At 61.7% G+C, this 24,232-nt stretch carries 22 protein-coding genes; 7 read left to right on the top strand and 15 right to left on the bottom strand.

Annotated elements, in window-relative coordinates:
- Window positions 1–256: 256 nt before the first annotated feature.
- The 5 genes from groL to L9B60_RS16795 form a co-directional block, all read right to left on the bottom strand.
- The gene (gene groL / locus L9B60_RS16815) at window positions 257–1,900 is read right to left on the bottom strand and encodes a chaperonin GroEL (protein ID WP_249671886.1); all 1,644 of its coding nucleotides are present in this window, start codon (window positions 1,898–1,900) and stop codon (window positions 257–259) included.
- Between the two features lie 46 nt (window positions 1,901–1,946).
- A complete protein-coding gene (locus tag L9B60_RS16810; RefSeq protein WP_249671885.1) occupies window positions 1,947–2,240 on the bottom strand; it encodes a co-chaperone GroES in 294 nt (97 codons plus the stop codon).
- A gap of 248 nt (window positions 2,241–2,488) precedes the next feature.
- Window positions 2,489–2,971 (bottom strand): FxsA family protein, encoded by a 483-nt coding sequence (locus tag L9B60_RS16805; RefSeq protein WP_249671884.1) that lies wholly within the window; start codon window positions 2,969–2,971, stop codon window positions 2,489–2,491.
- 65 nt (window positions 2,972–3,036) lie between these two features.
- Window positions 3,037–3,768: a HugZ family pyridoxamine 5'-phosphate oxidase gene (locus L9B60_RS16800; protein WP_249671883.1), complete on the bottom strand. Its 732-nt coding sequence runs from the start codon at window positions 3,766–3,768 to the stop codon at window positions 3,037–3,039.
- A gap of 105 nt (window positions 3,769–3,873) precedes the next feature.
- Window positions 3,874–4,881, bottom strand: coding sequence for a DUF481 domain-containing protein (locus tag L9B60_RS16795; RefSeq protein ID WP_249671881.1), 1,008 nt, complete (start codon window positions 4,879–4,881; stop codon window positions 3,874–3,876).
- Window positions 4,882–4,961: 80 nt separating this feature from the next.
- Between L9B60_RS16795 and L9B60_RS16790 the strand changes: the two genes are divergently transcribed.
- The gene (locus tag L9B60_RS16790; protein WP_249671879.1) at window positions 4,962–5,330 is read left to right on the top strand and encodes an MGMT family protein; all 369 of its coding nucleotides are present in this window, start codon (window positions 4,962–4,964) and stop codon (window positions 5,328–5,330) included.
- Window positions 5,331–5,384: 54 nt separating this feature from the next.
- Entirely contained in the window at window positions 5,385–6,929 is a 1,545-nt protein-coding gene (locus tag L9B60_RS16785; protein WP_249671877.1) for an AmpG family muropeptide MFS transporter, read from the top strand.
- 70 nt (window positions 6,930–6,999) lie between these two features.
- Here L9B60_RS16785 and L9B60_RS16780 read toward each other — a convergent pair whose 3' ends face one another.
- Complete coding sequence (locus L9B60_RS16780) at window positions 7,000–7,839, bottom strand: mechanosensitive ion channel family protein (protein ID WP_249671876.1); 840 nt, start codon at window positions 7,837–7,839, stop codon at window positions 7,000–7,002.
- Window positions 7,840–7,966: 127 nt separating this feature from the next.
- Window positions 7,967–8,446 (bottom strand): YajQ family cyclic di-GMP-binding protein, encoded by a 480-nt coding sequence (locus L9B60_RS16775; RefSeq protein WP_249671875.1) that lies wholly within the window; start codon window positions 8,444–8,446, stop codon window positions 7,967–7,969.
- 174 nt (window positions 8,447–8,620) lie between these two features.
- Between L9B60_RS16775 and L9B60_RS16770 the strand changes: the two genes are divergently transcribed.
- From L9B60_RS16770 to L9B60_RS16755, 4 genes are read left to right on the top strand one after another with little or no spacing between them, the layout of a single operon-like run.
- Complete coding sequence (locus L9B60_RS16770; RefSeq protein WP_249671873.1) at window positions 8,621–9,571, top strand: GGDEF domain-containing protein; 951 nt, start codon at window positions 8,621–8,623, stop codon at window positions 9,569–9,571.
- Window positions 9,571–10,491: a putative 2-dehydropantoate 2-reductase gene (locus L9B60_RS16765; RefSeq protein ID WP_249671867.1), complete on the top strand. Its 921-nt coding sequence runs from the start codon at window positions 9,571–9,573 to the stop codon at window positions 10,489–10,491. The genes L9B60_RS16770 and L9B60_RS16765 overlap by 1 nt, the downstream gene beginning before the upstream one ends.
- Before the next feature lie 45 nt (window positions 10,492–10,536).
- Window positions 10,537–12,573, top strand: a complete 2,037-nt coding sequence (locus tag L9B60_RS16760; RefSeq protein ID WP_249671866.1) for a sensor histidine kinase — start codon at window positions 10,537–10,539, stop codon at window positions 12,571–12,573.
- A gap of 3 nt (window positions 12,574–12,576) precedes the next feature.
- Window positions 12,577–13,140 carry a cob(I)yrinic acid a,c-diamide adenosyltransferase gene (locus tag L9B60_RS16755; RefSeq protein WP_249671865.1) on the top strand — a complete coding sequence of 188 codons (564 nt, stop codon included), beginning with the start codon at window positions 12,577–12,579 and terminating at the stop codon, window positions 13,138–13,140.
- Between the two features lie 70 nt (window positions 13,141–13,210).
- Here the strand turns inward: L9B60_RS16755 and L9B60_RS16750 are convergent, their stop codons facing one another.
- The 4 genes from L9B60_RS16750 to secA form a co-directional block, all read right to left on the bottom strand.
- Window positions 13,211–14,158, bottom strand: coding sequence for a Nudix family hydrolase (locus L9B60_RS16750; protein ID WP_249671863.1), 948 nt, complete (start codon window positions 14,156–14,158; stop codon window positions 13,211–13,213).
- A complete protein-coding gene (locus tag L9B60_RS16745; RefSeq protein ID WP_249671862.1) occupies window positions 14,158–14,781 on the bottom strand; it encodes a glutathione S-transferase family protein in 624 nt (207 codons plus the stop codon). Before L9B60_RS16745 ends, L9B60_RS16750 begins: the two co-directional genes overlap by 1 nt.
- Window positions 14,782–14,879: 98 nt before the next feature.
- Complete coding sequence (argJ, locus tag L9B60_RS16740; protein ID WP_249671861.1) at window positions 14,880–16,097, bottom strand: bifunctional glutamate N-acetyltransferase/amino-acid acetyltransferase ArgJ; 1,218 nt, start codon at window positions 16,095–16,097, stop codon at window positions 14,880–14,882.
- Window positions 16,098–16,182: 85 nt separating this feature from the next.
- Window positions 16,183–18,924 carry a preprotein translocase subunit SecA gene (gene secA, locus L9B60_RS16735; protein ID WP_249671860.1) on the bottom strand — a complete coding sequence of 914 codons (2,742 nt, stop codon included), beginning with the start codon at window positions 18,922–18,924 and terminating at the stop codon, window positions 16,183–16,185.
- Between the two features lie 297 nt (window positions 18,925–19,221).
- On the opposite strand from secA, the gene L9B60_RS16730 reads away from it, so the two are divergent.
- Entirely contained in the window at window positions 19,222–19,680 is a 459-nt protein-coding gene (locus tag L9B60_RS16730; RefSeq protein WP_249671855.1) for a DUF721 domain-containing protein, read from the top strand.
- A 136-nt stretch (window positions 19,681–19,816) separates the two neighbouring features.
- Here the strand turns inward: L9B60_RS16730 and lpxC are convergent, their stop codons facing one another.
- The 4 genes from lpxC to L9B60_RS16710 all read right to left on the bottom strand — a co-directional run bounded on the left by lpxC (window position 19,817) and on the right by L9B60_RS16710 (window position 24,232).
- Window positions 19,817–20,728, bottom strand: a complete 912-nt coding sequence (gene lpxC, locus L9B60_RS16725) for a UDP-3-O-acyl-N-acetylglucosamine deacetylase (protein ID WP_249671854.1) — start codon at window positions 20,726–20,728, stop codon at window positions 19,817–19,819.
- A gap of 112 nt (window positions 20,729–20,840) precedes the next feature.
- A complete protein-coding gene (gene ftsZ, locus L9B60_RS16720; protein ID WP_249671853.1) occupies window positions 20,841–22,034 on the bottom strand; it encodes a cell division protein FtsZ in 1,194 nt (397 codons plus the stop codon).
- Between the two features lie 57 nt (window positions 22,035–22,091).
- Window positions 22,092–23,348 carry a cell division protein FtsA gene (ftsA, locus tag L9B60_RS16715; protein ID WP_249671851.1) on the bottom strand — a complete coding sequence of 419 codons (1,257 nt, stop codon included), beginning with the start codon at window positions 23,346–23,348 and terminating at the stop codon, window positions 22,092–22,094.
- A 14-nt stretch (window positions 23,349–23,362) separates the two neighbouring features.
- The gene (locus tag L9B60_RS16710) at window positions 23,363–24,232 is read right to left on the bottom strand and encodes a cell division protein FtsQ/DivIB (RefSeq protein WP_249671850.1); all 870 of its coding nucleotides are present in this window, start codon (window positions 24,230–24,232) and stop codon (window positions 23,363–23,365) included.

Here is a 24,232-nt window from a genome sequence, read left to right as displayed (position 1 = left end):
AGGCCGGAGCGAGGGAACCCGTAGCGCAGCGCAGGGCCCATGGAGGGGCAAGAATTTTTGGTTACTTTTTTTTCGACCCCCGACTGAAAAAAGTGACCCGGTGTAAGACCGGAACCGCCAGTTCGGCCAACGAGCAAATGGATAATGCGCCCGATCGCAAGAGCAAGAGCACATATCCTAGAGAGCGGTGTGAAATCGTCAGGCATAAAAAAACCCCGCCTAGGCGGGGTTCTTCATGCATCGGGGTAAGGCTGGCTTACATCATGCCGCCCATGCCACCCATGCCGCCCATGTCTGGCATACCGCCGCCAGCTGGAGCGTCATCCTTGATCTCGGCGATCATGGCTTCGGTGGTGATCATCAGGCTGGCGATCGAGGAAGCAGCTTGCAGTGCCGAACGGGTCACTTTGGCTGGGTCCAGGATACCCATTTCGATCATGTCGCCGTATTCGCCGGTAGCAGCGTTGTAACCGTAGTTACCCGAACCCTGCTTGACCTTGTCGACCACAACGCTTGGCTCGTCACCGGAGTTGGCAACGATCTGGCGCAGTGGCGCTTCAACAGCGCGACGCAGCAGGGCGATACCGACGTTCTGATCAGCGTTGTCGCCTTTCAGTTCGCTGATGGCCTGCAGGGCACGAACCAGTGCCACGCCACCGCCAGGTACCACGCCTTCTTCGACGGCTGCGCGGGTAGCGTGCAGGGCGTCTTCAACGCGGGCTTTCTTCTCTTTCATTTCTACTTCGGAACCAGCGCCAACCTTGATCACTGCAACGCCGCCAGACAGCTTGGCCAGGCGCTCTTGCAGCTTTTCACGGTCGTAGTCCGAGGAAGTCTCGGCAACCTGGGCACGGATCTGCGAAACGCGCGCCTGGATGTCCACTTCAACGCCAGCACCGTCGATGATGGTGGTGTTTTCTTTGGACAGGATCACGCGCTTGGCGTTACCCAGGTGCTCCAGGGTAGTGCTTTCCAGGCTCAGGCCGATCTCTTCGGAGATAACGGTACCGCCGGTCAGGACAGCGATGTCCTGCAGCATGGCCTTGCGACGGTCGCCGAAGCCTGGTGCCTTGACGGCAGCAACCTTGACGATGCCGCGCATGTTGTTCACGACCAGAGTCGCCAGGGCTTCGCCTTCAACGTCTTCAGCCACGATCAGCAGTGGGCGGCCGGCTTTGGCAACGGCTTCCAGCACTGGCAGCATTTCGCGGATGTTGGAGATCTTCTTGTCAACCAGCAGGATCAGCGGGCCGTCGAGCTCGGCGACCATGGTGTCTGGCTTGTTGACGAAGTAAGGGGACAGGTAGCCACGGTCGAACTGCATGCCTTCTACGACCGACAGTTCGTTTTCCAGGCCCGAGCCTTCTTCAACGGTGATCACGCCTTCTTTACCGACTTTTTCCATGGCTTCGGCAATGATGTCGCCGATGGAGTTGTCGGAGTTGGCCGAGATAGTACCCACCTGGGCAATAGCCTTGGTGTCTGCGCATGGCTTGGACAGAGCTTTCAGCTCTTTGACGATGGCGATGGTCGCCTTGTCGATGCCGCGTTTCAGGTCCATCGGGTTCATGCCGGCAGCGACGGCTTTCAGGCCTTCGTTGACGATCGACTGAGCCAGAACGGTAGCGGTGGTGGTGCCGTCGCCTGCGTCATCGTTGGCACGGGAGGCAACGTCTTTGACCAGCTGCGCGCCCATGTTTTCGAAGCGATCTTTCAGCTCGATTTCTTTGGCAACGGAAACGCCGTCCTTGGTGATGGTCGGAGCGCCGAAGCTCTTCTCGATGATCACGTTACGGCCTTTAGGGCCCAGGGTCGCTTTTACCGCGTCAGCCAGGACGTTTACGCCAGCCAGCATTTTCTTGCGGGCGGAATCGCCGAATTTAACTTCTTTAGCAGCCATGATCGTTTTCCTTGAATACTTTGTAGTAACGGGAGACCAGCGGGTATCAGCCTTCGAGGACGGCGAGAATTTCGTTCTCGCTCATCACCAGGAGGTCTTCGCCGTCAACTTTCACGGTGTTGCTGCCCGAGTAAGGGCCGAACACAACCTTGTCACCCACTTTTACGGCCAGCGCACGCACTTCACCGTTGTCCAGGACGCGGCCGGTACCGACGGCGATGATCTCACCGCTGTTGGCTTTCTCGGCAGCCGAACCTGGCAGAACGATACCGCCAGCGGTTTTCTTTTCTTCTTCGCTGCGACGGATAACGACGCGGTCATGCAGAGGACGAAGCTTCATTGTCGATCTCTCCTAATTATGGTTTTCAGCGGCCGGTACTGACCGGCAGTTTGATTCATCCGGCGGGGCCGGTCGCGGCTCGCAGTGCGAGACGCGGAATTTTGTCTGGCAGCATTGCCAGAAACCTTTCGGTGACCCATACATAAGGTCGCGCGGGCCGATTACAAGGCCGGGGCATTAATTTTTTTGCAAAAACACCGGCCAAAAAAAACGCGGCTCACCAGAGCCGCGTTCTTGACGGATGCGACTCAAGAGTCGCGATGCTCGAATTCACCCTCGATCACATTGGGCTCGCGCCCCACGCCTTGCGGTCGACCGGGCTGGGCCTGGGCATGGCGGGCCTGCAAATCGTCGGCAAAGGCACGTTGACGAATCGCCTGCTCCTCTGCGCGCTGGCGCAACTTGCGCGCCACCAACTTGCGAGTCACGGGCAACAGGCAGATCAGGCCGATCACGTCGCTGATAAAGCCAGGCAATACCATCAGCCCGCCACCGACGGCCAGCATCAGGCCCTGGAACATCTGCTCGGCCGGCAATTTGCCACGCTGCAAGCTGGCCCGGGCGCTGAGTGCGGTGGCAAGCCCTGCCACCCGCACCACCAGCACGCCAATGGCGGAACCGGCGATGATCAACAACAAGGCCGGGAAAAAGCCGATCGCGGTGCTGACCTGGAAAAACACATACAGCTCCAGTACCGGGAACAGCAGAAACAGGAATAGAAAAGCGCGCATCAATGGTTTCCTCTACGGAAGAATGCCTTCCAGTAAACCTTAGATGAAGTCGACACTTCGTGAATTCAAGCTTCTATTTGCTCGATGGTCGGCCATCGGTCGGCGTGGGCCAGTGAAACCAAGGCCTCGCGCACTTGCACAGGAGTGTTGCAAGGCTTTTCAAAGGCCAACCAATATAACGCCTGGCCAATGCGCAAGTGCAGGCCCTCGCTGTCCACACCGGCCATTTGCGCCGCCGCCTTGGCGGGCAAACCCGCCAGCTCCACGTAATGCGCGATGGCCTTGGCGTGGTCGGCGTTCATGTGCTCGACCATGCTCGCCTCGGCCTTGCCTGCGAAGGGGTTTGCCAGGGTGACGTCATCCAGCCAGTGGATGGCGCCGAAACCACCGATATAGCGGTGGCGCACCGGCTCCAGCACCCAGAAATCAAAGTCGTGGGCACTGTGGTAGTTCTGCGAATCGGGGAAAAAGCGGTAATAGCGCTGGGCTGCTGCCTCGACAGCCTGGGGATCGCTGAGCGGGCGAGCCTCGGCCAACACGGTCAGGCGCCCCACCGCTTGCACATCCTCGGCCTCGCGTTCGCCCACCAGCAAGGAGCACTTGGGGTCACGTTGCAGGTTATGAGTGTGCTGGGCGATACGGCTGATCAGGATCAGCGGGTTGCCCTGGGCGTCCAGGCAGTACGGCACCACGGAGCCGAAAGGGAAGCCGGGCATCGACTTGGAATGGGTGGACAGTACGCCACGGTACTCCTTGAGCAGGAGTTCGCGGGCTTGTCGCAAGGGTTTGTCACTCACCAGGGCACCATCGGAAGGCTGGGGGTCAAGTGACAAAGGTAATCATTATCGCCGGTTGACGCCAGCCGTGGTTCAGCGGCGCCCCCGGTTCATCTGCAAAGCCTTTTAGAACGTGACGCCAATACCTGCGGTATAGCGGCTGGTATTGAGGTCCTGATTATTGGTACCGGTGATCAGGTCCTTCTCATACTTCACGTTCAGCGACGCCCACTGGGTGACCTTGTAGCGCAGGCCCACTTCCGAATCCAGGCTGTAGTCGGCCACGCCACTGAGCGGCTTGCCCACTTCGCCGTTGGTGAAAAATTCGACCGTCTTGCCGATCAGGAAACGGTTGTAGGACCATTTCATCGCCACCGCGTAGAAGTTCTGCTTCTCGCCGTCGGCAAACTCATAGTCACTGCGGTTAAGCAGCGAGCCCAGGGAGAAGGCGCCCAGTTCGTCGTCCCAGAACTGGTAGCCAGGGCCCGTACCGAGGGTGCGTTGGCGGGAGAGATCCTCGACAAAGTCGCGCTTGTAGCTCACCCGCCCCTGCCAGAACCACTTGTCGGTGAGGAAGCGGTCCAGGGCGTATTGCGCGTTCCAGTTGTTGGTCGACACCACGTCGTCGGTGGCTTCGCGGTTGTACTCGCCGTCTGCCGTGTGGCGCCAGCGGCCGTTGCGCGCGGTGGTCTTGAAGGCGATGTTGTAGTCGTCGGTATTGGTGTCGGCGCGCTTGAAGTCCAGTGCCGCATCAATATTGCCCTTGATCGTGAAGTCTTCCACCAATGGCTTGGGCTTCATGATCTGCTGGATGCTGGCCAGCTCCACGGTCTTGGGTGCCTCGCCGTTCTGCAAGGTAACCTTGCCCTCATCGGCCGGCTTGAGCGCCTTGGCCTTTTCGCCGTTGTAGGCATCCTGCTTGACCAGCAGTTCCTGGTCGCTTTCCAGGGTTTTGACCTGCTTCCAGTCCAACGGGATCGAGCCGCCGTAGGGGGTATCCAGCATCAGCTTGCCGCCATCGAACACGGTGATCTTGCCGGTCAGGCGGTCACCGTTTTTCATCCAGACGGTATCGGCCAGGGCCACGGAAGATGAGCTGACAACAGCAAGGCACAGTAAGGTTCTAGACAACATAAGCGGATTCAAGGCTCGGTTCGCGAAAAAAATCGGGCATTATCCAGATGGAAAAGACCTGAGCAAGGACTGACCGACGAATGCCAGATGAGTTCCCCTCTCAATTGCAACAGTTTGGTGACAATAGCCCCGAAGACCCGGCCGCCAGCCGGCGCACGGCGCTGTATACCGCACTGGCCCAGGTGCCTGAGGGGCACGTGGTGACCTACGGGCAAATCGCCGAAATGGCAGGCCTGGGGCGGGCTGCGCGCTGGGTGGGGCGTACCTTGAGCCAGTTGCCCGAGGGCAGCACCCTACCCTGGCACCGAGTGATTGCTGCCGGTGGTCGGATAAGCTTGGCGTCCGGCACCGTTGGCGGCGAGGAACAACGCGCCCGGCTGCGCGCCGAAGGTATCCGAATCATGAATAATCGTGTGGATATAGGTCGCCATGGCTGGCGCCCGGAGTAGGCATGCGGTTAGAGTGCGCGCTTTGTTTTCGTAAACTGAGGCAGATTCCAGCCCATGCCCCGTAAAACCTGGCGCGCCGCGCTCGCCGCTTATGCCAGCCCCTCGACGCTTGTGCTGCTGTTGCTTGGCTTTGCTGCCGGCATGCCGTACATGCTGGTATTTTCAACTCTTTCCGTCTGGTTGCGCGAGGCCGGTGTCGCTCGCGAGACCATTGGCTACGCCAGCCTGATCGGCCTTGCCTACGCCTTCAAGTGGGTGTGGTCACCATTGCTCGACCAGTGGCGCCTGCCTGTGCTCGCTCGCCTGGGGCGCCGCCGCTCCTGGCTGGTACTGGCACAGACGTTGGTGATCGTCGGCCTGATCGGCATGAGTTTCTGCGACCCGCAAAAGCATCTGTCCTGGTTGATCGCGATTGCCGTGATGGTGGCCTTCGCCTCCGCCACTCAAGACATCGCTGTAGACGCCTATCGCCTGGAAATCGCCGAAGACAATAGCCAGGCGGCCCTGGCTGCCAGTTACATGGCCGGCTACCGGGTGGCAGCCCTACTGGCCACCGCCGGCGCGCTGTTTTTCGCCGAGGCCTTTGGCTCCACCGGTTACGCCTACCTGCACAAGGCCTGGGCGGGCACCTATTTGCTGTTCGGCGTGCTGATGGTCCCGGCGCTGATTACCACGCTGTTGATGCGTGAACCGGCCGTGCCGCTGCGCACGCAGCTGTCGGCCGGGCGCTACACCTTCACCCACCAACTGGTGTCGGTGTTCGTGTTGATCATCCTGTTGGTGTCAGTGCCGGCGATGTTCACCCAGCTGTACAACACCGATTTTGCCGCCGTGTTGTTCAACGGCGAGAGCGTGCTGGACTTGCTGCTGACCGACCGGGCGTTCCTGCGTGCGATCCTTTACATCATCCTGACCGCGCTATGCCTGTCGGCCATGGGCCGCCGGGGCCTGGCGCCGGTGCTGACGCCGGTCAACGATTTCGTGGTGCGCTACCGCTGGCAGGCCCTGCTGCTGCTGGGGCTGATCGCCACCTACCGGATGTCTGACACGGTGATGGGCGTGATGGCCAACGTGTTCTACATCGACCAGGGCTTCACCAAGGACCAGATCGCCAGCGTGAGCAAGGTCTTCGGCCTGATCATGACCCTGGCCGGTGCCGGCTTTGGCGGGCTGCTGATTGTGCGTTTCGGCATCCTGCCGATCCTGTTCATCGGCGGCGTAGCTTCGGCTGCGACCAATCTGTTGTTCCTGATGCTGGCCGACATGGGCCCGAACATCCAGATGCTGGTGGTGACCATTTCCCTGGACAACTTCAGCTCCGGCATGGCCACTTCGGCGTTCGTGGCCTACCTGTCGAGCCTCACCAACCTCAAGTTCTCGGCCACCCAATACGCCCTGCTCAGCTCGATCATGCTGCTGTTGCCGCGCCTGATTGGCGGGTATTCGGGGGTGATGGTGGAGAAGTTCGGCTACCACAACTTCTTCCTGATTACCGCGGTGCTGGGCGTGCCGACGTTGCTGCTGATTGCCTTGCATTGGCATCAGGAGAATCGGCGGGGCAGGCTTGAAGCCTTAGGCGCTTCGCAAGAGACCCAGTAACGGCGGCAACCGGCCGCGCGGGCGGCCGGTGGTGGCCTTTACTCAATCCTCAGGCCAAGCACACCCAACTTCACGCGCTCGCTTCAGACACAACCCTTACGACACGTTGCGGGAACGGGATATCGATCCCTTCGGCCCGCAGGCGGTCGCGGATTTCGCTGTTAAGCATGTTGGTCACGCCGCCAAAGTCCGGCGTGTTCACCCAGATACGCAGCGACACGGTGATCGAGCTGTCGCCCAAGGCAGACACCACGGCCTCGGGGGCCGGGGTGGCCAGCACGCGCGGGTCCTTGGCCAGGTCCAGCAGGATGCCACGGGCTTTTTGCAGGTCCGCGTCGTAGTCCACGCCGATGTCGTAGGTAATCTTGCGGGTCGGCTGGCGGTTGGTGTTAGTGATGATGCCGTTGGACAGGTTGCCGTTGGGCATGATCACGGTCTTGTTGTCACCCGTACGCAACACCGTATGGAAGATCATGATGTTGTCCACGGTACCCGCCACGCCTTGCGCCTCGATCCAGTCGCCGATGCGGAAAGGGCGAAACAGCAAAATCAGCACGCCACCGGCGAAGTTCGCCAGGCTGCCTTGCAACGCCAGGCCCACCGCCAAACTCGCGGCACCAATGGCGGCAACGAAGGAGGTGGTCTCGATACCGATCATCGAGGCGACACTGATGGCCAGTAAAATCTTCAGGATGACGTTGGCCAGGCTGCTGATGAAGCCTTGCAGCGCCAGGTCGGCGTTGCGCATGGCCAGCAGCTTGGCGATGTTGGCAGTGACCTTGTTGATCAGCCACCAACCGATGGCCAAGGTCGCGACCGCCAGCAACACCCGGCTGCCGTATTCCATGATCATCGGGATCCAGGCCTGGGAAGCTTTCACCAGGTGGTCGACTTCGTTGTTCAAATCCATATTGCTCTCCTAACGCCCAACGGCGAATGCAGTCCAGGGCGGCTGAAGCCAAAACGTTTCAGCCACACACAGGGCCTCGGACGCCTGCGGGGAACAGAGGTTCCCCGTGCAGGCGAGCCGGCCGGGGTCAGTCGCGGAAGTTGTTGAACTGCAGCGGCATGCCGAAGTCCTTGGCACGCAAGGCCGCGATGGCTTCTTGCAGGTCGTCGCGCTTCTTGCCAGTGACACGCACCTGCTCGCCCTGGATGGCGGCCTGAACCTTGAGCTTGGCGTCCTTGATGTGGGCGACGATCTTCTTCGCCAGCTCCTTGTCGATGCCTTCGCGCAGGGTGGCTTCCTGCTTCATCAGCTTGCCCGAGGCATAGGCGTCCTTGGCTTCCAGGCACTGCACGTCGATCTTGCGCTTGACCAGGCACAGCTTGAGGATTTCGATCATCGCTTCCAGCTGGAAATCGGCTTCGGCAGTCAGGGTGACGGTCAGCTCCTTGAATTCAAAGCTGCCTTTACCTTTCAAGTCGTAGCGGCGATCGAGTTCCTTGACCGCGTTTTCCACGGCGTTGGTGACTTCGTGTTTGTCCAGCTCGGACACTACGTCGAACGAGGGCATGTAAATTCTCCAGAAAATAAAGCGGCGTGGCTCGATACCGATGGAGCACGCCTGGCTTGACGGTTAAAATGCCGGGTCATTATAACGGTTGCCAGCATTGCGAAATGCCCTACATGCTCGTTCAGTTGCACACGAGCGGCGCGGGTCCTGTTTCTCCTTCACTGTGAGTCATTCATGCCGAACCCGAATTTGAGCATTGTGCTGGTCAACGACGACCCGCTAGCCTGTGAAACACTTCAGGCGCAACTGGCGCAAGCAGGCTACCTGGATATTCGCAGTACGCCCCATGACAAGGCGCTGAACATCCTCGAGCCGCTGCCCGCAAGCCTGCTGCTGGTGGCGGGCGATGCTGGCCTGGCGCTGGCCGCGCAGGTTCGCCAGTTCGATGAGATGAGCGACCACTATAGCTACATCCTGCTGATCAGCGACCGCCCGGCAGCCGAACTGCTCGACGAAACCGCCGACTTGGGCATCGACGAAGTGGTCGCGCCCAAGGCTCTGGACAGCCAATTGCTGCAACGGGTGTTCGCCGCCGACCGGCTGTGCAACATCGTGCAGCGCTTGCGCCAGGAAAACCGCCTGCTGCGCCAGAACATCGCCAGCCTTGAGCAGCGTAACCTGGTCGACTCCCTCACGGGCCTGGGCAACGCCCGCTACCTGCGCCAGAAGCTCACCGATAGCCTGCGCCAGGTACAGGCGCGCGGGGGGGCCATCTGCTACCTGCTGATCGGCATCGAACAGGCCGATGCCTTGCAGCGCGAACACGGCAGCGATTTTTACGACGAGCTGTTGCAGGGCATTGCCCGTCGCCTGCAGCAAATGGTGCGCCCTTTGGACGTGCTGGCCCGCCTGGACGACCAACATTTCGTGCTGCTGACCCTGCCCGCCGACCTGCAGGAGTGCGCGCCCAGCAGTTTCAAACGGTTGCACGATGGCCTCAACCTCAAGGGCTTCCAGACCCGCGCCGGCCTGATCGAGATCGCCGCCGGTATCAGCCTGGTCGGCCTGGACAGCAAGAGCCTGCCGATCGACCCGCAGGTGCTGTTCGACGAAGCCTGCGTGTTGCTCGATGAGTCCTACGCCACGCACCTGGTCAGCGCCAAGCGCCTGCCGGCCAAAGCCTGATGCTCGCGCCCACTTGGCACGTCCTGGGCGCTGGCAGCCTGGGCACCCTGTGGGCCTGCCGGCTGGCCCGCAGCGGCGTGCCGGTGCGCCTGATCCTGCGCGATGAGGCGCGCCTGCGGGCTTACTTGGCCGGGCCGGGCCTGACACTGGTCGAACAGGGCGTCAGCCACACCTACGCCATCGCCGCCGAAACCTTCGACAGCCAAACCCCGGTGGCACGCCTGCTGGTGGCCTGCAAGGCCTACGATGCCGAGCACGCCGTGGCACGGCTGGCCCCGCGCCTGAGCGCCAACGCCGAGCTGGTGTTGCTGCAGAACGGCCTGGGCAGCCAGGATGCGGTGGCGGCCATGCTGCCCCAGGCGCGCTGCATTTTCGCCTCCAGCACCGAAGGCGCCTTCCGCCCCCGGGACTGGCACGCGGTATTCGCCGGGCACGGTTTTACCTGGCTGGGCGACCCTGCGCGCCCACAACCGCCGCTGTGGCTGCACCAGCTGGATCAAGCCGGCATCCCCCACCAGTGGACACCCGACATCCTTACCCGCCTGTGGCGCAAGCTGGCACTCAACTGCGCGATCAACCCGCTGACCGTGCTTTACGATTGCCGTAACGGCGAGTTGCAGCAGCACGCCTGTGAAGTGGCCACCCTGTGCGCGGAGCTGGCCGAGCTGCTGGAGCATTGCGGGCAACCCGAAGCCGCGGTAGACCTGGCCTGCGAAGTGCAACGGGTGATCGCCGCCACCGCCGCCAACTTTTCTTCCATGCATCAGGACGTCAGCCACGGCCGGCGCAGCGAAATCGGCTACTTGCTGGGTTACGCCTGCGCGGCGGCGCAACGCCATAACCGCAGCCTGCCGCACTTGCGCCAACTGCAGGCGCGGTTGGTCGCGCACTTGCAAGGCAAAGGCCTGCCAAGCGTTTGATACACTGCGTGGGTGATGCCGTTTTCAACCCCAACAGGACTCTCGATGCCATTGCGCCAGCGCCTTGAAAATCTACCGGTCGGGCAAAAGCTGCTCGCCGCCCTCCTAGTGCTGCTGACCACCGTGCTGCTGGTCGCCAACCTGACCTTTATCAGCGCCGCCTACTGGATCTCCCAGGAAAGCATGGCGCCCCAGGCCCTGCAAACCATTGGCCGACTGGTCAGCAACCCCAGCCTGACCACCCAGGCACTGGACTCGCCGCTGGCCGCCGAGGCGCTGCTCAGCGAGTTGAACACCTATTCGCCGCTGCGCACGGCGGCGGTCTACGACGGCGAGGGCAAGCTGATCGCGCAATTGCAGCATGGCGAGCGCCTGAAGATCCCCGAGCGCTTTCGCAACCTGGAAAAATGGCGCGAAACAGAGTTTCGCAGCACCCAACTGATCCCCCTGTCGCGCCCTGGCCAGCCGTCCGGGCACTTGTTGCTGGTGGCCAGCAGCGAGCTGCCGATGGCGTTTTACACCGGCACCCTGACCGCGAGCCTGGGCATCCTGGTGTTCAGCGTACTGCTGTGGCTGATCATCGCCCGGCAAATCAAGCGCCTGATCACCCAGCCGATCTACCGCCTGGAACAACTGTCGCGCCAAGTGACCCGCGAAGAAAACTACGCCCTGCGCGCAGGCCCCGGCAACCACGATGAAATTGGCAGCCTGGCCGAAGCCTTCAACACCATGCTGTCGCGCATCGAAGCCCGCGAGCATCAGCTCAAGCGCGCCCGTGACGACTCCCAGGCCGCTTACGACCAGGCTCAGGGCCTGGCCGAAGAAACCCGCCACACCAACCGCAAGTTGGAGTTGGAGGTGCAGGTGCGCAGCAAGATCGAGAAAAAGCTCACCGGCTTTCAGAACTACCTCAACAGCATCATCGACTCCATGCCCTCGGCGCTGATTGCCCTGGACGAGCAGCTTTACGTGACCCAATGGAACCAGGAAGCCAGTGCGCTTTCCGGCACGCCATTGGACGAGGCGCTGAACCAGCCGATTTTCCTCGCCTTCGAGCCGCTCAAGCCGTTCCTGCCGCAGTTGAAGGTGACCGTGGAACGCCACGTAGTGGCTAAGATCGAGCGCGTGACCTGGGTGAAAGACGAAGTCGCCCACCATTACGCCCTCACCTTCTACCCGCTGATGGGCGGCGCCGGCCGGGGCGTGGTGATCCGTATCGACGACATCACCCAGCGCCTGTCGTTGGAAGACATGATGGTGCAGTCCGAGAAAATGCTCTCGGTGGGTGGCCTGGCCGCGGGCATGGCCCACGAAATCAACAACCCCCTGGGCGCGATACTGCACAACGTGCAAAACATTCGCCGGCGCCTGTCGCCGGACCTGCCGCGCAACGCCGAAGCCGCCCAAGAGGCCGCCATCGACCTGCAAACGGTGAACCGCTACCTGCAGATCCGCGAGATACCGCAGTTGCTTGACGGCATCCAGCAGGCCGGCGCACGGGCGGCGAAAATCGTCACCCACATGCTCAGCTTCAGCCGTCGCAGCAACCGGCAGATGGCGCCATGCGAACTGCCGGCGCTGATCGACCAGGCCGTGGATATCGCCGGCAACGACTTCGACCTGATCGACGGCTTCGACTTCAAGGGCCAGGCCATCGTGCGCCAGTTCGACCCGCAGTTGGGCCCGGTGCCGGGTACCGCCAACGAGCTGGAGCAGGTGTTGCTCAACCTGCTGAAAAACGCCGCCCAAGCCATCCATCAGCGCCCGGACGGTGGTGAGCCCGGGCGCATTACCCTGCGCACCCGGCTGAACCCCCCGTGGGCGGAAATCCAGGTAGAAGACAACGGCATCGGCATGCCCGAGTCGGTGCGCAAACGCACCTTCGAGCCGTTTTTCACCACCAAGGAAATCGGCCAGGGCACCGGCCTTGGGCTGTCGGTGTCGTACTTCATCATCACCAACAACCACAAGGGGCAGATGGAAGTGCACTCCACGCCAGGCCAAGGCACTTGCTTCACGCTGCGCCTGCCGTTGGCCCAGAGCAACCTGCCTTCCGCTACCCCCGCCACAACGGAGTTGTAAGACATGGGCTTTCGCTTGTCGAAGATCTACACACGCACTGGCGACAAAGGTGAAACCGGCCTTGGCGATGGCCGCCGCGTGGCCAAGGACCACCCGCGGGTCGAGGCCATTGGCGAAGTCGACACCCTCAACAGCCAGCTTGGCTTGCTGCTGGCCGGTTGCGCCGAGCAGCCCGGCCTGCAAGAGGTAATCGACGTCTTGGCGCCCTGCCAGCACCGCTTGTTCGACCTGGGCGGCGAATTGGCAATGCCGGCCTACCAGGCCCTGAACACTGCCGAGGTGGAGCGCCTGGAAGCGGCCATCGACGTGTGGAACGAAGAGCTGGGCCCGCTGGAAAACTTCATTTTGCCGGGCGGCTCCAGCCTGATCGCCCAGGCCCACGTGTGCCGTAGCCTGGCGCGCAGTGCCGAACGGCGCTGCCAGCATTTGAATGCGGTGGAGCCGCTGGAGGGCGTGGGGCTGGCGTATATCAACCGGCTGTCGGACTTACTGTTTGTGGCGGCGCGAGTGATTGCGCGCAGGCAGGGGGTGGCCGAGGTGTTGTGGCAGGCGGCTCTGAAGCCCTGAGAGCTTCGCGGATAAATCTGTTCCTACAGGTGCAAAACCTGTGCAGGAGCGGATCTATCCGCGAAAAGCCCTACTCGATTTCAGGCCAGAACGCCCGAATCCCGGCGACACCTTGCGCCCCCATGTCCCAGGCCCGCTGCCGATCGGCGGGCGACAGCCCACCCAGCAGAAACACCGGCTGGTTGAACCCTTCGATCAACCCCTGTGCCTGCGCCCAGCCCAGCGGCTGCGCATCGGGATGGGTTTGGGTGGGCTGCACCGGCGACAGCGTGACGAAATCCACGCCCATCTGTTTGGCCAGTGCCAGCTCCTCGGCGTTATGGCACGAGGCCGCCAACCAGCGCTCTTTCGGGAACGGTCGGCCCTTGCTGGCATATTTGCGCAACTGGGCGGCCGTGAGGTGCCAGCCGGCCGCCGGGAAGTCGCCCAGCCATTCCAGGGGGCCCTTGAGCATCAGTTGCGCCTTGCCGGCACACAGGCCCACGGCGTCTACCGCCAGGTCGCGGTACTGCGGGTCATAGCCGTTTGGCGCACGCAACTGGATCAGCTTGGCACCGTCGGCCACGGCTTTGCGAATGCCGCGCAGCAAGGGGCCGTTGTCCAGGTCTTCTGGCGTGATCAGGTACTCGGCGGGCAAACGCGCCGCCGCGACGATCGGCTGGTTGGCTTCGGGGAAGTCGTAGTCGGGCAACTCACGGGCGGTGACCCAAGCCAGCGGTTGGCCTTCGGCCCCGTGGGGCTGGCCGGTAAAGCCGCTGACTTCCCAGACATCCAGCAATACCTGCTTGTCGGCGTAGTCGTGCTGCACCTTGATCAGCGGGCGCGCAGCGCTTACGCCGATACCCAGTTCCTCGCGCAGCTCACGGGCCAGCGCGGCCTGCACGGCCTCGCCCTCCTCCACCTTGCCGCCGGGGAACTCCCACAGGCCACCCTGGTGCTGGTTATCGGCGCGCTTGGCGATCAGGATCTTGCCGTCGGCGCCACGGATCACCGCGGCCGCCACATGCACTCGTTTCACTATTCCTCCAGCCCAGCCTTTTGCCAGGCCTGGAAGGCCGGCCACTGGTAAATGGTTTCTACGTAGGCACTGGCCTGTGCAGTCAATTCGATCCGAAAGGTGCGCAGGCGCACGGCCACCGGGGCGAAGAAGGCGTCGGCCAGGCTGATTTCACCGAACAGCCACGGCCCTTTCACGGTGGCTGCGGCCTGGCATTCGGACCACAGCGCGAGCATGCGCTCGATCTCGGCCTGAGCATCGGCCGGCATCGGCGACAGGGGGGCGTCGTGCTGCAAATCCATCGACAGGTGGTTGCGCAGGGCAAAGAAGCCGCTGTGCATCTGCGCACAGGCCGAACGGGCCTGGGCACGGGCGGCGGTGTCTGCCGGCCACAAAGGCAGGCTTGGAAACTGCTCGGCCAGGTATTCGAAAATCGCCAGGGTGTCGGCGATGGCGCCGTGTTCACCCTTGAGCACCGGCACTTTGCCGCTGGGCGAATGCTCGAGCATGCGCTGCTTGCTATCGGGCTGGTTGAGCTTGATCAACTGCTCGGTGTAAGGGGCACCGGTCAGCTCCAGCGCCAGGGCCGCGCGCAGGGACCAGGAGGAGTAGCGTTTGTCGCCGATGATCAGTTGGTAGCTCATGTCCGAATCCTTGGTAGGGGGCTCTTCGCCGATGAATCCGCTCCTACGGGGTGGGCCGTGTAGGAGCGGATTTATCCGCGAACCATTCGACGCCGATCTTACGTGCGGTATTCGGCGTTGATTTTCACGTACTCGTGGGACAGGTCGGTGGTCCAGATAGTCTCGCTGCAGTCACCCCGGCCCAACTCGATGCGGATGGTGATTTCTTCACGGGCCATCACCGCCGAGCCTTGCTCTTCGGTGTAGCTGGCCGCGCGCCCGCCACGGCTGGCGATGCACACCTCGCCCAAGTACACGTCGATCTTGCTCACGTCCAACTGCGGCACGCCGGCACGGCCCACGGCCGCCAGGATACGGCCCCAATTGGGGTCCGAGGCGAACAGTGCGGTCTTGATCAGCGGCGAGTGCGCCACCGCGTAGCCCACGTCCAGGCATTCCTGGTGATTGCCGCCGCCGTTCACTTCGACCGTGACGAACTTGGTGGCGCCTTCGCCGTCGCGCACGATGGCCTGGGCCACTTCCATGCACACTTCGAACACGGCCTTCTTCAGCGCTTCGAACAACTCGCCGCGGGCCTCGGTCACTTCCGGCACATCGGCCTTGCCGGTGGCAATCAGCATGCAGCAGTCGTTGGTGGAGGTGTCACCGTCGATGGTGATGCGGTTGAACGACTTGTTGGCGCCGTCCAGCATCAGGTCCTTGAGCACCGCCGGTGCCACCTTGGCGTCGGTGGCGATGTAGCCGAGCATGGTGGCCATGTTCGGGCGGATCATGCCCGCGCCCTTGCTGATGCCGGTCACGGTAACGGTCACGCCGTTGAACTGGAACTGGCGGCTGGCGCCCTTGGGCAGCGTGTCGGTGGTCATGATGCCGGTGGCGGCTTCTGCCCAATGGTTTTCCGACAGGTCGTCGAGGGCCGCTTGCAGCGCGCCTTCGATTTTATCGACCGGCAGCGGTTCACCGATCACGCCGGTGGAGAACGGCAACACCGCGCTTGCGTCAACGCCGGTCAGCTTGGCCAGGCTCGCGCAGGTACGCTCGGCAGCCGCCAGGCCTTGCTCGCCGGTGCCAGCATTGGCATTGCCGGTGTTGGTCAGCAGGTAACGGATGGTGCCCTGCACGCGCGCCTTGGACAGGATCACGGGGGCGGCGCAGAACGCATTCAGGGTGAACACGCCAGCAACGCTGGAACCTTCGGCGCAGCGCATCACTACCACGTCCTTGCGGCCCGGGCGCTTGATGCCGGCAGAGGCGATACCGAGTTCAAAACCTGCCACCGGGTGCAACGTTGGCAAAGGACCAAGACCAACAGCCATGGGAACGCTCCTAGAATACAATGGTAAAACGCCGCGACGGCTGAAGCCGGTCGCGGCGTGGATGTTTCAGGTCAGTGTCGGATCGTTAGTTGATCTGACCGTGACAGTGCTTGAATTTCTTGCCCGAACCACACCAGCACAGCTCGTTGCGGCCCAGCTTCTGGTCGTTGCGCACCGGCGCTGACGCCAAGGCGAGGTCAGAACCCTCTTCCAGCAAGGCAACTTCGGGCTGATCAAGGCTGGGTGCATCGGCGTGCTCGAACTGCATGCGCGAGGCCAACTCTTCGGCTTCCTGACGCAGGCGCGCCTCTTCCTCGATCGGGTCTTCGCGACGCACTTGCACGTGGGACAGTACACGAATGGTGTCGCGCTTGATCGAGTCCAGCAGTTCCTGGAACAGGGTAAACGACTCGCGCTTGTATTCCTGCTTCGGGTTCTTCTGGGCGTAGCCACGCAGGTGGATACCGTGACGCAGGTGGTCCATGGTCGACAGGTGGTCTTTCCACAGGTCGTCCAGCACGCGCAGCAGGATCTGCTTCTCGAAGGTGCGCAGGGCATCGGCGCTGGCCTGCTCTTCCTTCTCGTTGTAGGTCGCCAGCAGCTCGGTCAGCAGTTTGTCGCGCAGGGTTTCTTCGTACAGGTGATCGTCTGCATCCAGCCATTGCTGAATCGGCAGCTTCACGCCGAAGTCGGTCTCGATGGCCGCTTCCAGGCCCTTCACATCCCATTGCTCTGGCAGCGACTGCGGCGGGATGTGCAGGCTGATGGTGCTGTTGAGCACTTCCTGACGGAAGTCGGCGATGGTGTCGCCGATGTTGTCGGCAGCCAGCAGGCTGTTACGCATGTGGTAGATCACTTTACGCTGCTCGTTGGCAACGTCGTCGAATTCCAGCAATTGCTTGCGGATATCGAAGTTGCGGCCTTCAACCTTGCGCTGGGCCTTCTCGATGGCGTTGGTCACCATGCGGTGCTCGATCGCCTCGCCGGACTGCATGCCCAGCGCCTTCATGAAGTTTTTCACCCGGTCAGAGGCGAAGATGCGCATCAGGCTGTCTTCCAGCGACAGGTAGAAACGGCTGGAACCGGTGTCGCCCTGACGGCCGGCACGGCCACGCAGCTGGTTGTCGATACGGCGAGATTCATGACGCTCGGAAGCGATCACGTGCAGGCCACCGGACTCGATCACTTGCTGATGGCGCTTCTGCCAGTCGGCCTTGATCTGCGCGATCTGCTCGGCGCTTGGGCTCTCCAGGGAGGCCACTTCGACTTCCCAGTTACCGCCCAGCAGGATGTCGGTACCACGGCCAGCCATGTTGGTGGCGATGGTCAACGCACCCGGACGACCGGCTTGCGCGATGATCTCGGCTTCCTTCTCGTGGAACTTGGCGTTGAGCACCTTGTGCTCGATGCCTTCCTTGTTGAGCAAGGCCGACATGTGCTCGGAGGTTTCGATGGTCGCCGTACCCACCAGGACAGGACGGCCCTGGGCCATGCTTTCCTTGATGTCGGTGACGATGGCCGCGTACTTCTCATCGGCAGTCAGGTACACCAGGTCGTTGAAGTCTTTACGCGCCAACGGCTTGTTCGGCGGGATGACCATCACCGACAGGGTGTAGATCTGGTGGAACTCGAACGCTTCGGTGTCTGCGGTACCGGTCATGCCGGACAGCTTGTTGTACAGACGGAAGTAGTTCTGGAACGTGGTCGAGGCCAGGGTCTGGCTTTCGGCCTGGATGTTCAGGTTCTCTTTCGCTTCGATGGCCTGGTGCAGGCCCTCGGACAGGCGACGGCCCGGCATGGTACGGCCGGTGTGTTCGTCGACCAGCAGGATCTGGCCGTCCTGCACGATGTACTCGACGTTGCGATGGAACAGCTTGTGCGCACGCAGGCCAGCGTAAACGTGGGTCAGCAGGCCCAGGTTGTGCGCCGAGTAGAGGCTCTCGCCTTCGGCCAGCAGGCCGACGCGGGTGAGCATCTCTTCGATGAACTGGTGACCGGCTTCGTTGAGCTCGACCTGGCGGGTCTTCTCGTCGACGGTGTAGTGGCCAGCCTTGGTGACTTCGCCTTCCACTTCTTCGATGTGCTGTTCAAGCTGCGGGATCAAACGGTTGATCTCGGTGTACAGCTTGGAGCTGTCCTCGGCCTGACCGGAAATGATCAGCGGGGTACGGGCTTCGTCGATGAGGATGGAGTCGACTTCGTCGATCACGGCAAAATTGAGTTCGCGCTGGAATTTCTCTTCCAGGCTGAACGCCATGTTGTCGCGCAGGTAATCGAAACCAAATTCGTTGTTGGTGCCGTAGGTGATGTCCGAGGCGTAAGCCAGGCGCTTTTCTTCAGGCGGCGCGAAAGGCGTGACGACGCCCACGGTCAACCCGAGGAATTCGTACAGCGGGCGCATCCAGTTGGCGTCTCGGCGGGCCAGGTAGTCGTTGACGGTGACCACGTGCACGCCCTTCCCGGACAATGCATTGAGGTACACGGCCAAGGTGGCGACCAGGGTCTTGCCTTCACCGGTACGCATCTCAGCGATCATGCCTTCGTGCAAGGTCATGCCGCCAATCAGCTGGACGTCGAAGTGGCGCATACCCATGACGCGCTTACCGGCTTCGCGGCACACCGCAAAAGCTTCAGGCAGAAGGTTGTCGAGGGTCTCGCCTTTTGCCAGGCGGGCCTTGAACTCTTCGGTCTTGGCGCGCAGCTGCTCGTCCGAGAGGGCCACCATTTGCTCTTCGAAGGCATTGACGACCTGGACCGTCTTGAGCATGCGCTTTACTTCACGCTCGTTCTTGCTTCCAAAAAGTTTCTTTAACAAAGGCGCAAACATATCGGCAGGATCTTCCACACATAGGGATGGAGGGCGGCCCCGTGAGTCGCCCGAGCAGCCCTCATGGCCGCATGCGAACGAGTATTCTACCCGGAAACGGTGGTGAGGAAAGTGGCGTTATTTCCACGATGCTGGCACAGCGCTTTGACGGGGCTTTTTTACAATAAGGCCTTTTTCGTCAACTTCAACCCACAAGGTGCATAACTTCATGAAACAAACCATCAAACCTTGGTCGCACGGCCGGGTACCAAGCTGCTTTCTGCTACCATGCAGGCCTCTCACAACCGGTACACCACCATGGCTTTCCGCCCGCCTGTAGCCCGGGCGCCCGCCGTCCTGCTGCGCGAAGCCAAGCCCCTCAAGGCCTTGTTCAGCCAGGCCCAGCGCCTGTCACACCTGCAACGCCTGCTGGAAAGCCAGTTGCAACCGGCTGCCCGGGCGCATTGCTACGTGGCCTCTTGGCGCGAAGGCAATCTGTTGCTAATCGTGACCGATGGCCATTGGGCCACGCGCTTGCGCTACCAGCAAAATCGCTTGCTGCGCCAGTTGCAGGCCCTGCAGGAATTCAACGGGCTCACGCGCATCCAGTTGAAGGTGCAGCCGCCCACGGTGCAAACCACCACGGGCGGGCATGGCGTGGATTTGTCGCCGGTAGCGGCAGAAAGCATTCAGGCCACGGCCGAGAGCATCACCGACCCCAACCTGCGTGCGGCGTTGGAGCGGTTGGCGGCACATGCCAACAAGCCCAAGCCTTAAGGCGCACCGGCGATGGCGTACCTGAGGGCCCCATGGCGGGCAGGCCCTGCTCGCACAAAAAGCCAATGCAAAATCCCGGGCACAAAAAAGGCCACCCGAAGGTGGCCTCAAGAACTAAAGCAGAGAGAGTTCGTACTTACACTGCCGCAACCGGACGCATGTAAGAGATCGGTGCCGTACTGGCATCTTCGAAAGTCACCACTTCCCAGGCATCTGTCTGCTCGATGAGCTTGCGCAGAAGCTGGTTGTTCAGTGCATGGCCAGACTTGAAGCCACGGAACTCACCAATCAGGCTATTGCCCAGCAGGTAGAGGTCGCCGATGGCGTCGAGGATCTTGTGTTTGACGAATTCGTCTTCATAGCGAAGGCCGTCTTCGTTCAACACGCCGTCCTTGTCGACCACGATAGCGTTTTCAACGCTGCCGCCGAGTGCGAGGTTGTGCTTGCGCAGGTACTCGATATCACTCATGAAACCAAAGGTACGGGCGCGGCTGACTTCTTTTACGAACGAAGTACTGGAAAAATCCACGCTGGCGCTTTGGGTGCGGTTACGGAACACCGGGTGATCGAAATCGATCTCGAAGCTCACCTTGAACCCTTCGAAAGGCACGAAAGTGGCGCGCTTGTCGCCGTCTTCCACTGTCACTTCTCGCAGGATGCGGATGAATTTCTTGGCTGCGTCCTGCTCTTCCAGGCCGGCAGATTGAATCAGGAATACGAAGGGTCCAGCGCTACCATCCATGATCGGGACTTCGGACGCGGAGAGCTCGACGTAGGCGTTATCGATGCCCAGGCCAGCCATGGCCGAGAGCAAGTGCTCCACCGTGTCTACCTTGGTATCGCCGTTGACCAGAGTGGTCGACATCGTGGTCTCGCCAACATTTTCCGCACGAGCGGGAATCTGGACCATAGGGTCCAGGTCGGCGCGGCAGAACACGATGCCGGTATCCACAGGTGCAGGCTTGAGGGTCAGGTAAACCTTCTCCCCGGAGTGCAGGCCTACACCGGTGGCACGGATAATATTCTTCAGGGTGCGTTGTTTAATCATGGCATTGGCCGCTTCAGCGCAAATTGCGAACTGGTATCAACAAAGGCTGGCGATAATAGCAGACCCGGCCTTTGCTGAACACCAATCACCTTCATAGCCCTGATAAATTCCATCAATCAGCCTGACGACGCAGGAATGCCGGGATGTCCAGGTAGTCCAAATCGTCTTGCGGGTTGAGTTTCGCAGCCTGCGCAGCACCGGCGTGGGCCTGGTTGCGCATCACGGTCGGGCGATCCAGGTCGCGGTAGTTCACCGACGGCAGCTCCTGACGAGCGGGAGCCTGGCTAGGCGCCTGCTGGGCAGAGGAAGCCTGCAAGGTATTGTCGATGATTTTTACCGGTTTCTCGATTTTTGCACCCAGGCCGGTGGCAACCACGGTCACGTGCAGTTCATCGCGCATGTCCGGATCGATAACGGTACCGACCTTGACCATGGCGTGATCCGACGCGAACGCCTCGATGATGCTACCCACGTCGGAGTACTCGCCCAGGGACAGGTCGGGACCTGCGGTGATGTTCACCAGGATACCGCGGGCACCCTGCAGGTTGACGTCTTCGAGCAGCGGGTTGCGGATGGCCGCCTCGGTCGCTTCACGCGCACGGTTCGGACCGCTGGCGCAGCCGGTACCCATCATTGCCATGCCCATCTCGCTCATGACAGTACGTACGTCGGCGAAGTCGACGTTGATCATGCCCGGGCGCTTGATGATGTCGGAGATACCGCGAACGGCACCGGCCAGTACATCGTCAGCCTTGGCGAAGGCCGACAGCAGGCTTGCATCCTTGCCCAGGATGGTCAGCAGCTTCTCGTTCGGGATGGTAATCAGAGAGTCGACGCTCTCCGACAGCGCGCGGATGCCTTCATCGGCGATCTGCATGCGCTTGCGACCTTCGAACGGGAACGGACGGGTCACCACGGCTACGGTGAGGATACCCATCTCTTTGGCCACTTCGGCAATGATCGGGGCCGCACCGGTACCGGTACCGCCACCCATGCCGGTGGTGATGAACACCATGTTGGTGCCCTGCAGCACTTCGGCGATGCGCTCGCGATCTTCCAGCGCGGCCTGACGACCGACCTCCGGATTGGCGCCAGCACCCAGGCCCTTGGTCACACCGGTACCCAGTTGCAGAATGGTGCGTGCACCGATGTTTTTCAGTGCTTGGGCATCAGTGTTGGCGCAGATGAATTCCACGCCTTCAATGTTGCTCTTGACCATATGATTGACGGCGTTGCCGCCGCCACCACCTACACCGATAACCTTGATTACCGGGCTTGCGGGGACGTTGTCTACGAGCTCGAACATTTTCCCTCTCCTTTCAGTTCTCTAGTTTTTTGCGCCTACTACTACCGCTTGTGAAACTTAGAAATTGCCTTGAACCCAACGTTTGAAGCGTTCCAGCACAGGTGCCTTGGGTTCATCGCCATAGCTGCTGCTGTTACTCATACCGTTGAGGGACACGCCGTCGTTCTGCTTTTGCAGCCCGTATACCAGCAAGCCCACGCCAGTTGAGTAGATCGGGTTGCGAACGACGTCCGCGAGCCCGTGAACCGAATGCGGTACGCCCAGGCGCACCGGCATGTGGAAAATTTCTTCGGCCAGTTCGATCGCGCCTTCCATCTTGGAAGTGCCACCGGTCAGCACGATGCCAGCCGGGATCAGGTCTTCGTAGCCACTGCGACGCAGTTCGGCCTGGATCAGGGTGAACAGCTCGTCATAACGCGGCTCGACCACTTCGGCCAGGGCCTGGCGGCTGAGCTCGCGCGGTGGGCGGTCACCCACGCTCGGCACCTTGATGGTTTCGCCGGCACCGGCCAGCTTGGCCAGGGCGCAGGCGTAGCGGATCTTGATCTCTTCGGCGTACTGGGTCGGCGTGCGCAGGGCCATGGCGATGTCGTTGGTCACCTGGTCGCCGGCAATCGGGATAACCGCGGTGTGACGGATCGCGCCTTCGGTGAAGATCGCGATGTCGGTGGTGCCGCCGCCGATGTCGACGATGCACACGCCCAGTTCTTTCTCGTCGTCGGTCAGCACCGAGTACGCAGACGCCAGTTGCTCGAGGATGATGTCGTCGATTTCCAGGCCACAGCGGCGCACGCACTTCTCGATGTTCTGCGCGGCGTTAACGGCGCAGGTCACCACGTGAACCTTGGCTTCCAGGCGCACGCCCGACATGCCCAAGGGTTCGCGAACGCCCTCCTGGTTGTCGATCACGTAGTCCTGCGGCAGGGTGTGCAGCACGCGCTGGTCGGCAGGGATGGCCACGGCCTGGGCGGCGTCGAGCACGCGCTCAAGGTCGGCAGCGCTGACTTCACGGTCGCGAATGGCGACGATGCCGTGGGAGTTCAGGCTGCGGATATGGTTGCCCGCCACGCCGACGAACGCCGAGTGAATGCGGCAACCAGCCATCAGTTGCGCCTCTTCCACCGCGCGCTGGATGGACTGCACGGTGGACTCGATGTTCACCACCACGCCCTTCTTCAGGCCGCGGGACGGATGGGTGCCGATACCGACGATTTCCAGGGTGCCATCGGCCGCGACCTCGCCCACCAGTGCCACCACCTTGGAGGTGCCGATATCCAGACCGACGATCATTTTGCCGCTTTGCACGTTTGCCATGGTCCTGCCTCTTCTTAATTCTTCGCGACGGCAGGTTGCGCCGCCGCCTGAGCTGCCGGGTCACGCCAGGTCACGGCCAGGCCGTTGGCGTAACGCAAGTCGATGCTCGCAATGTTCGTGATCTGGTCTTTGAGTGTCTTGTCGTAAATGGCCAGGAAACGGCGCATTTTATCGACCAGGTTGCCGCGCCCCAGCATCAGCTGGATGCCCGGGCCGGCACTGCCAGCCCCGGTGGTCAGGAACCAGCTACCGCGCTCGCGCAGTTCGAGCCTGGCGATGGAGAAGCCCATCGGCCGCAGCATCTGGCTCAGCACCTGGTATTGCTCCATGACTTTTTGCTGGGCACGCTGCGGCCCGAACAACTGCGGCAAGTGCTCGTAGTTGGCCAACTCGCGCGGCGCGAACGCCTGGCCCTGGTTGTTCAGCAATGCCTCGTCGCCCCAACGGGCCACCGGCAGTTGTTCTTCAAGGCGGATCACCACCTGGTCGGGCCACACGCGACGCACTTCGGCGTGAGCGATCCAGGGCATGGTCTCAAGCTCGGTGCGCATGCTGGCCAGGTCAATGGTGAAGAAGCTCGCCGCCACGTAAGGCGCGATGCGCTGCTGCACGGCCTGCTGGCTGATGTAGCTGAGGTCGCCCTGCACGGCGATCTTGGTGATCGGCCGGTCGGCATACGGCATCAGGTACACGGCGCCCTGATAGGTAGCGGCGCCCAGCACCAGCAGCAGGACGGGCCAGAACAGCTTCTTGAAGAAGCCGAAGTCGGCCTTGGACACGCGCGCCGACATCGGCTCTTTGGCCACCATTCGGCTGGCACCACGCGGCACCGGCTTGTTACGGCCGGGTGCGGGTTGCTGATGACGAAGCGTCGCGCCTTGCAT

It is taken from the genome of Pseudomonas abieticivorans, assembly GCF_023509015.1.
GTDB lineage: Bacteria > Pseudomonadota > Gammaproteobacteria > Pseudomonadales > Pseudomonadaceae > Aquipseudomonas > Aquipseudomonas abieticivorans.
This window is presented reverse-complemented; position numbering and strand designations above follow the sequence as displayed.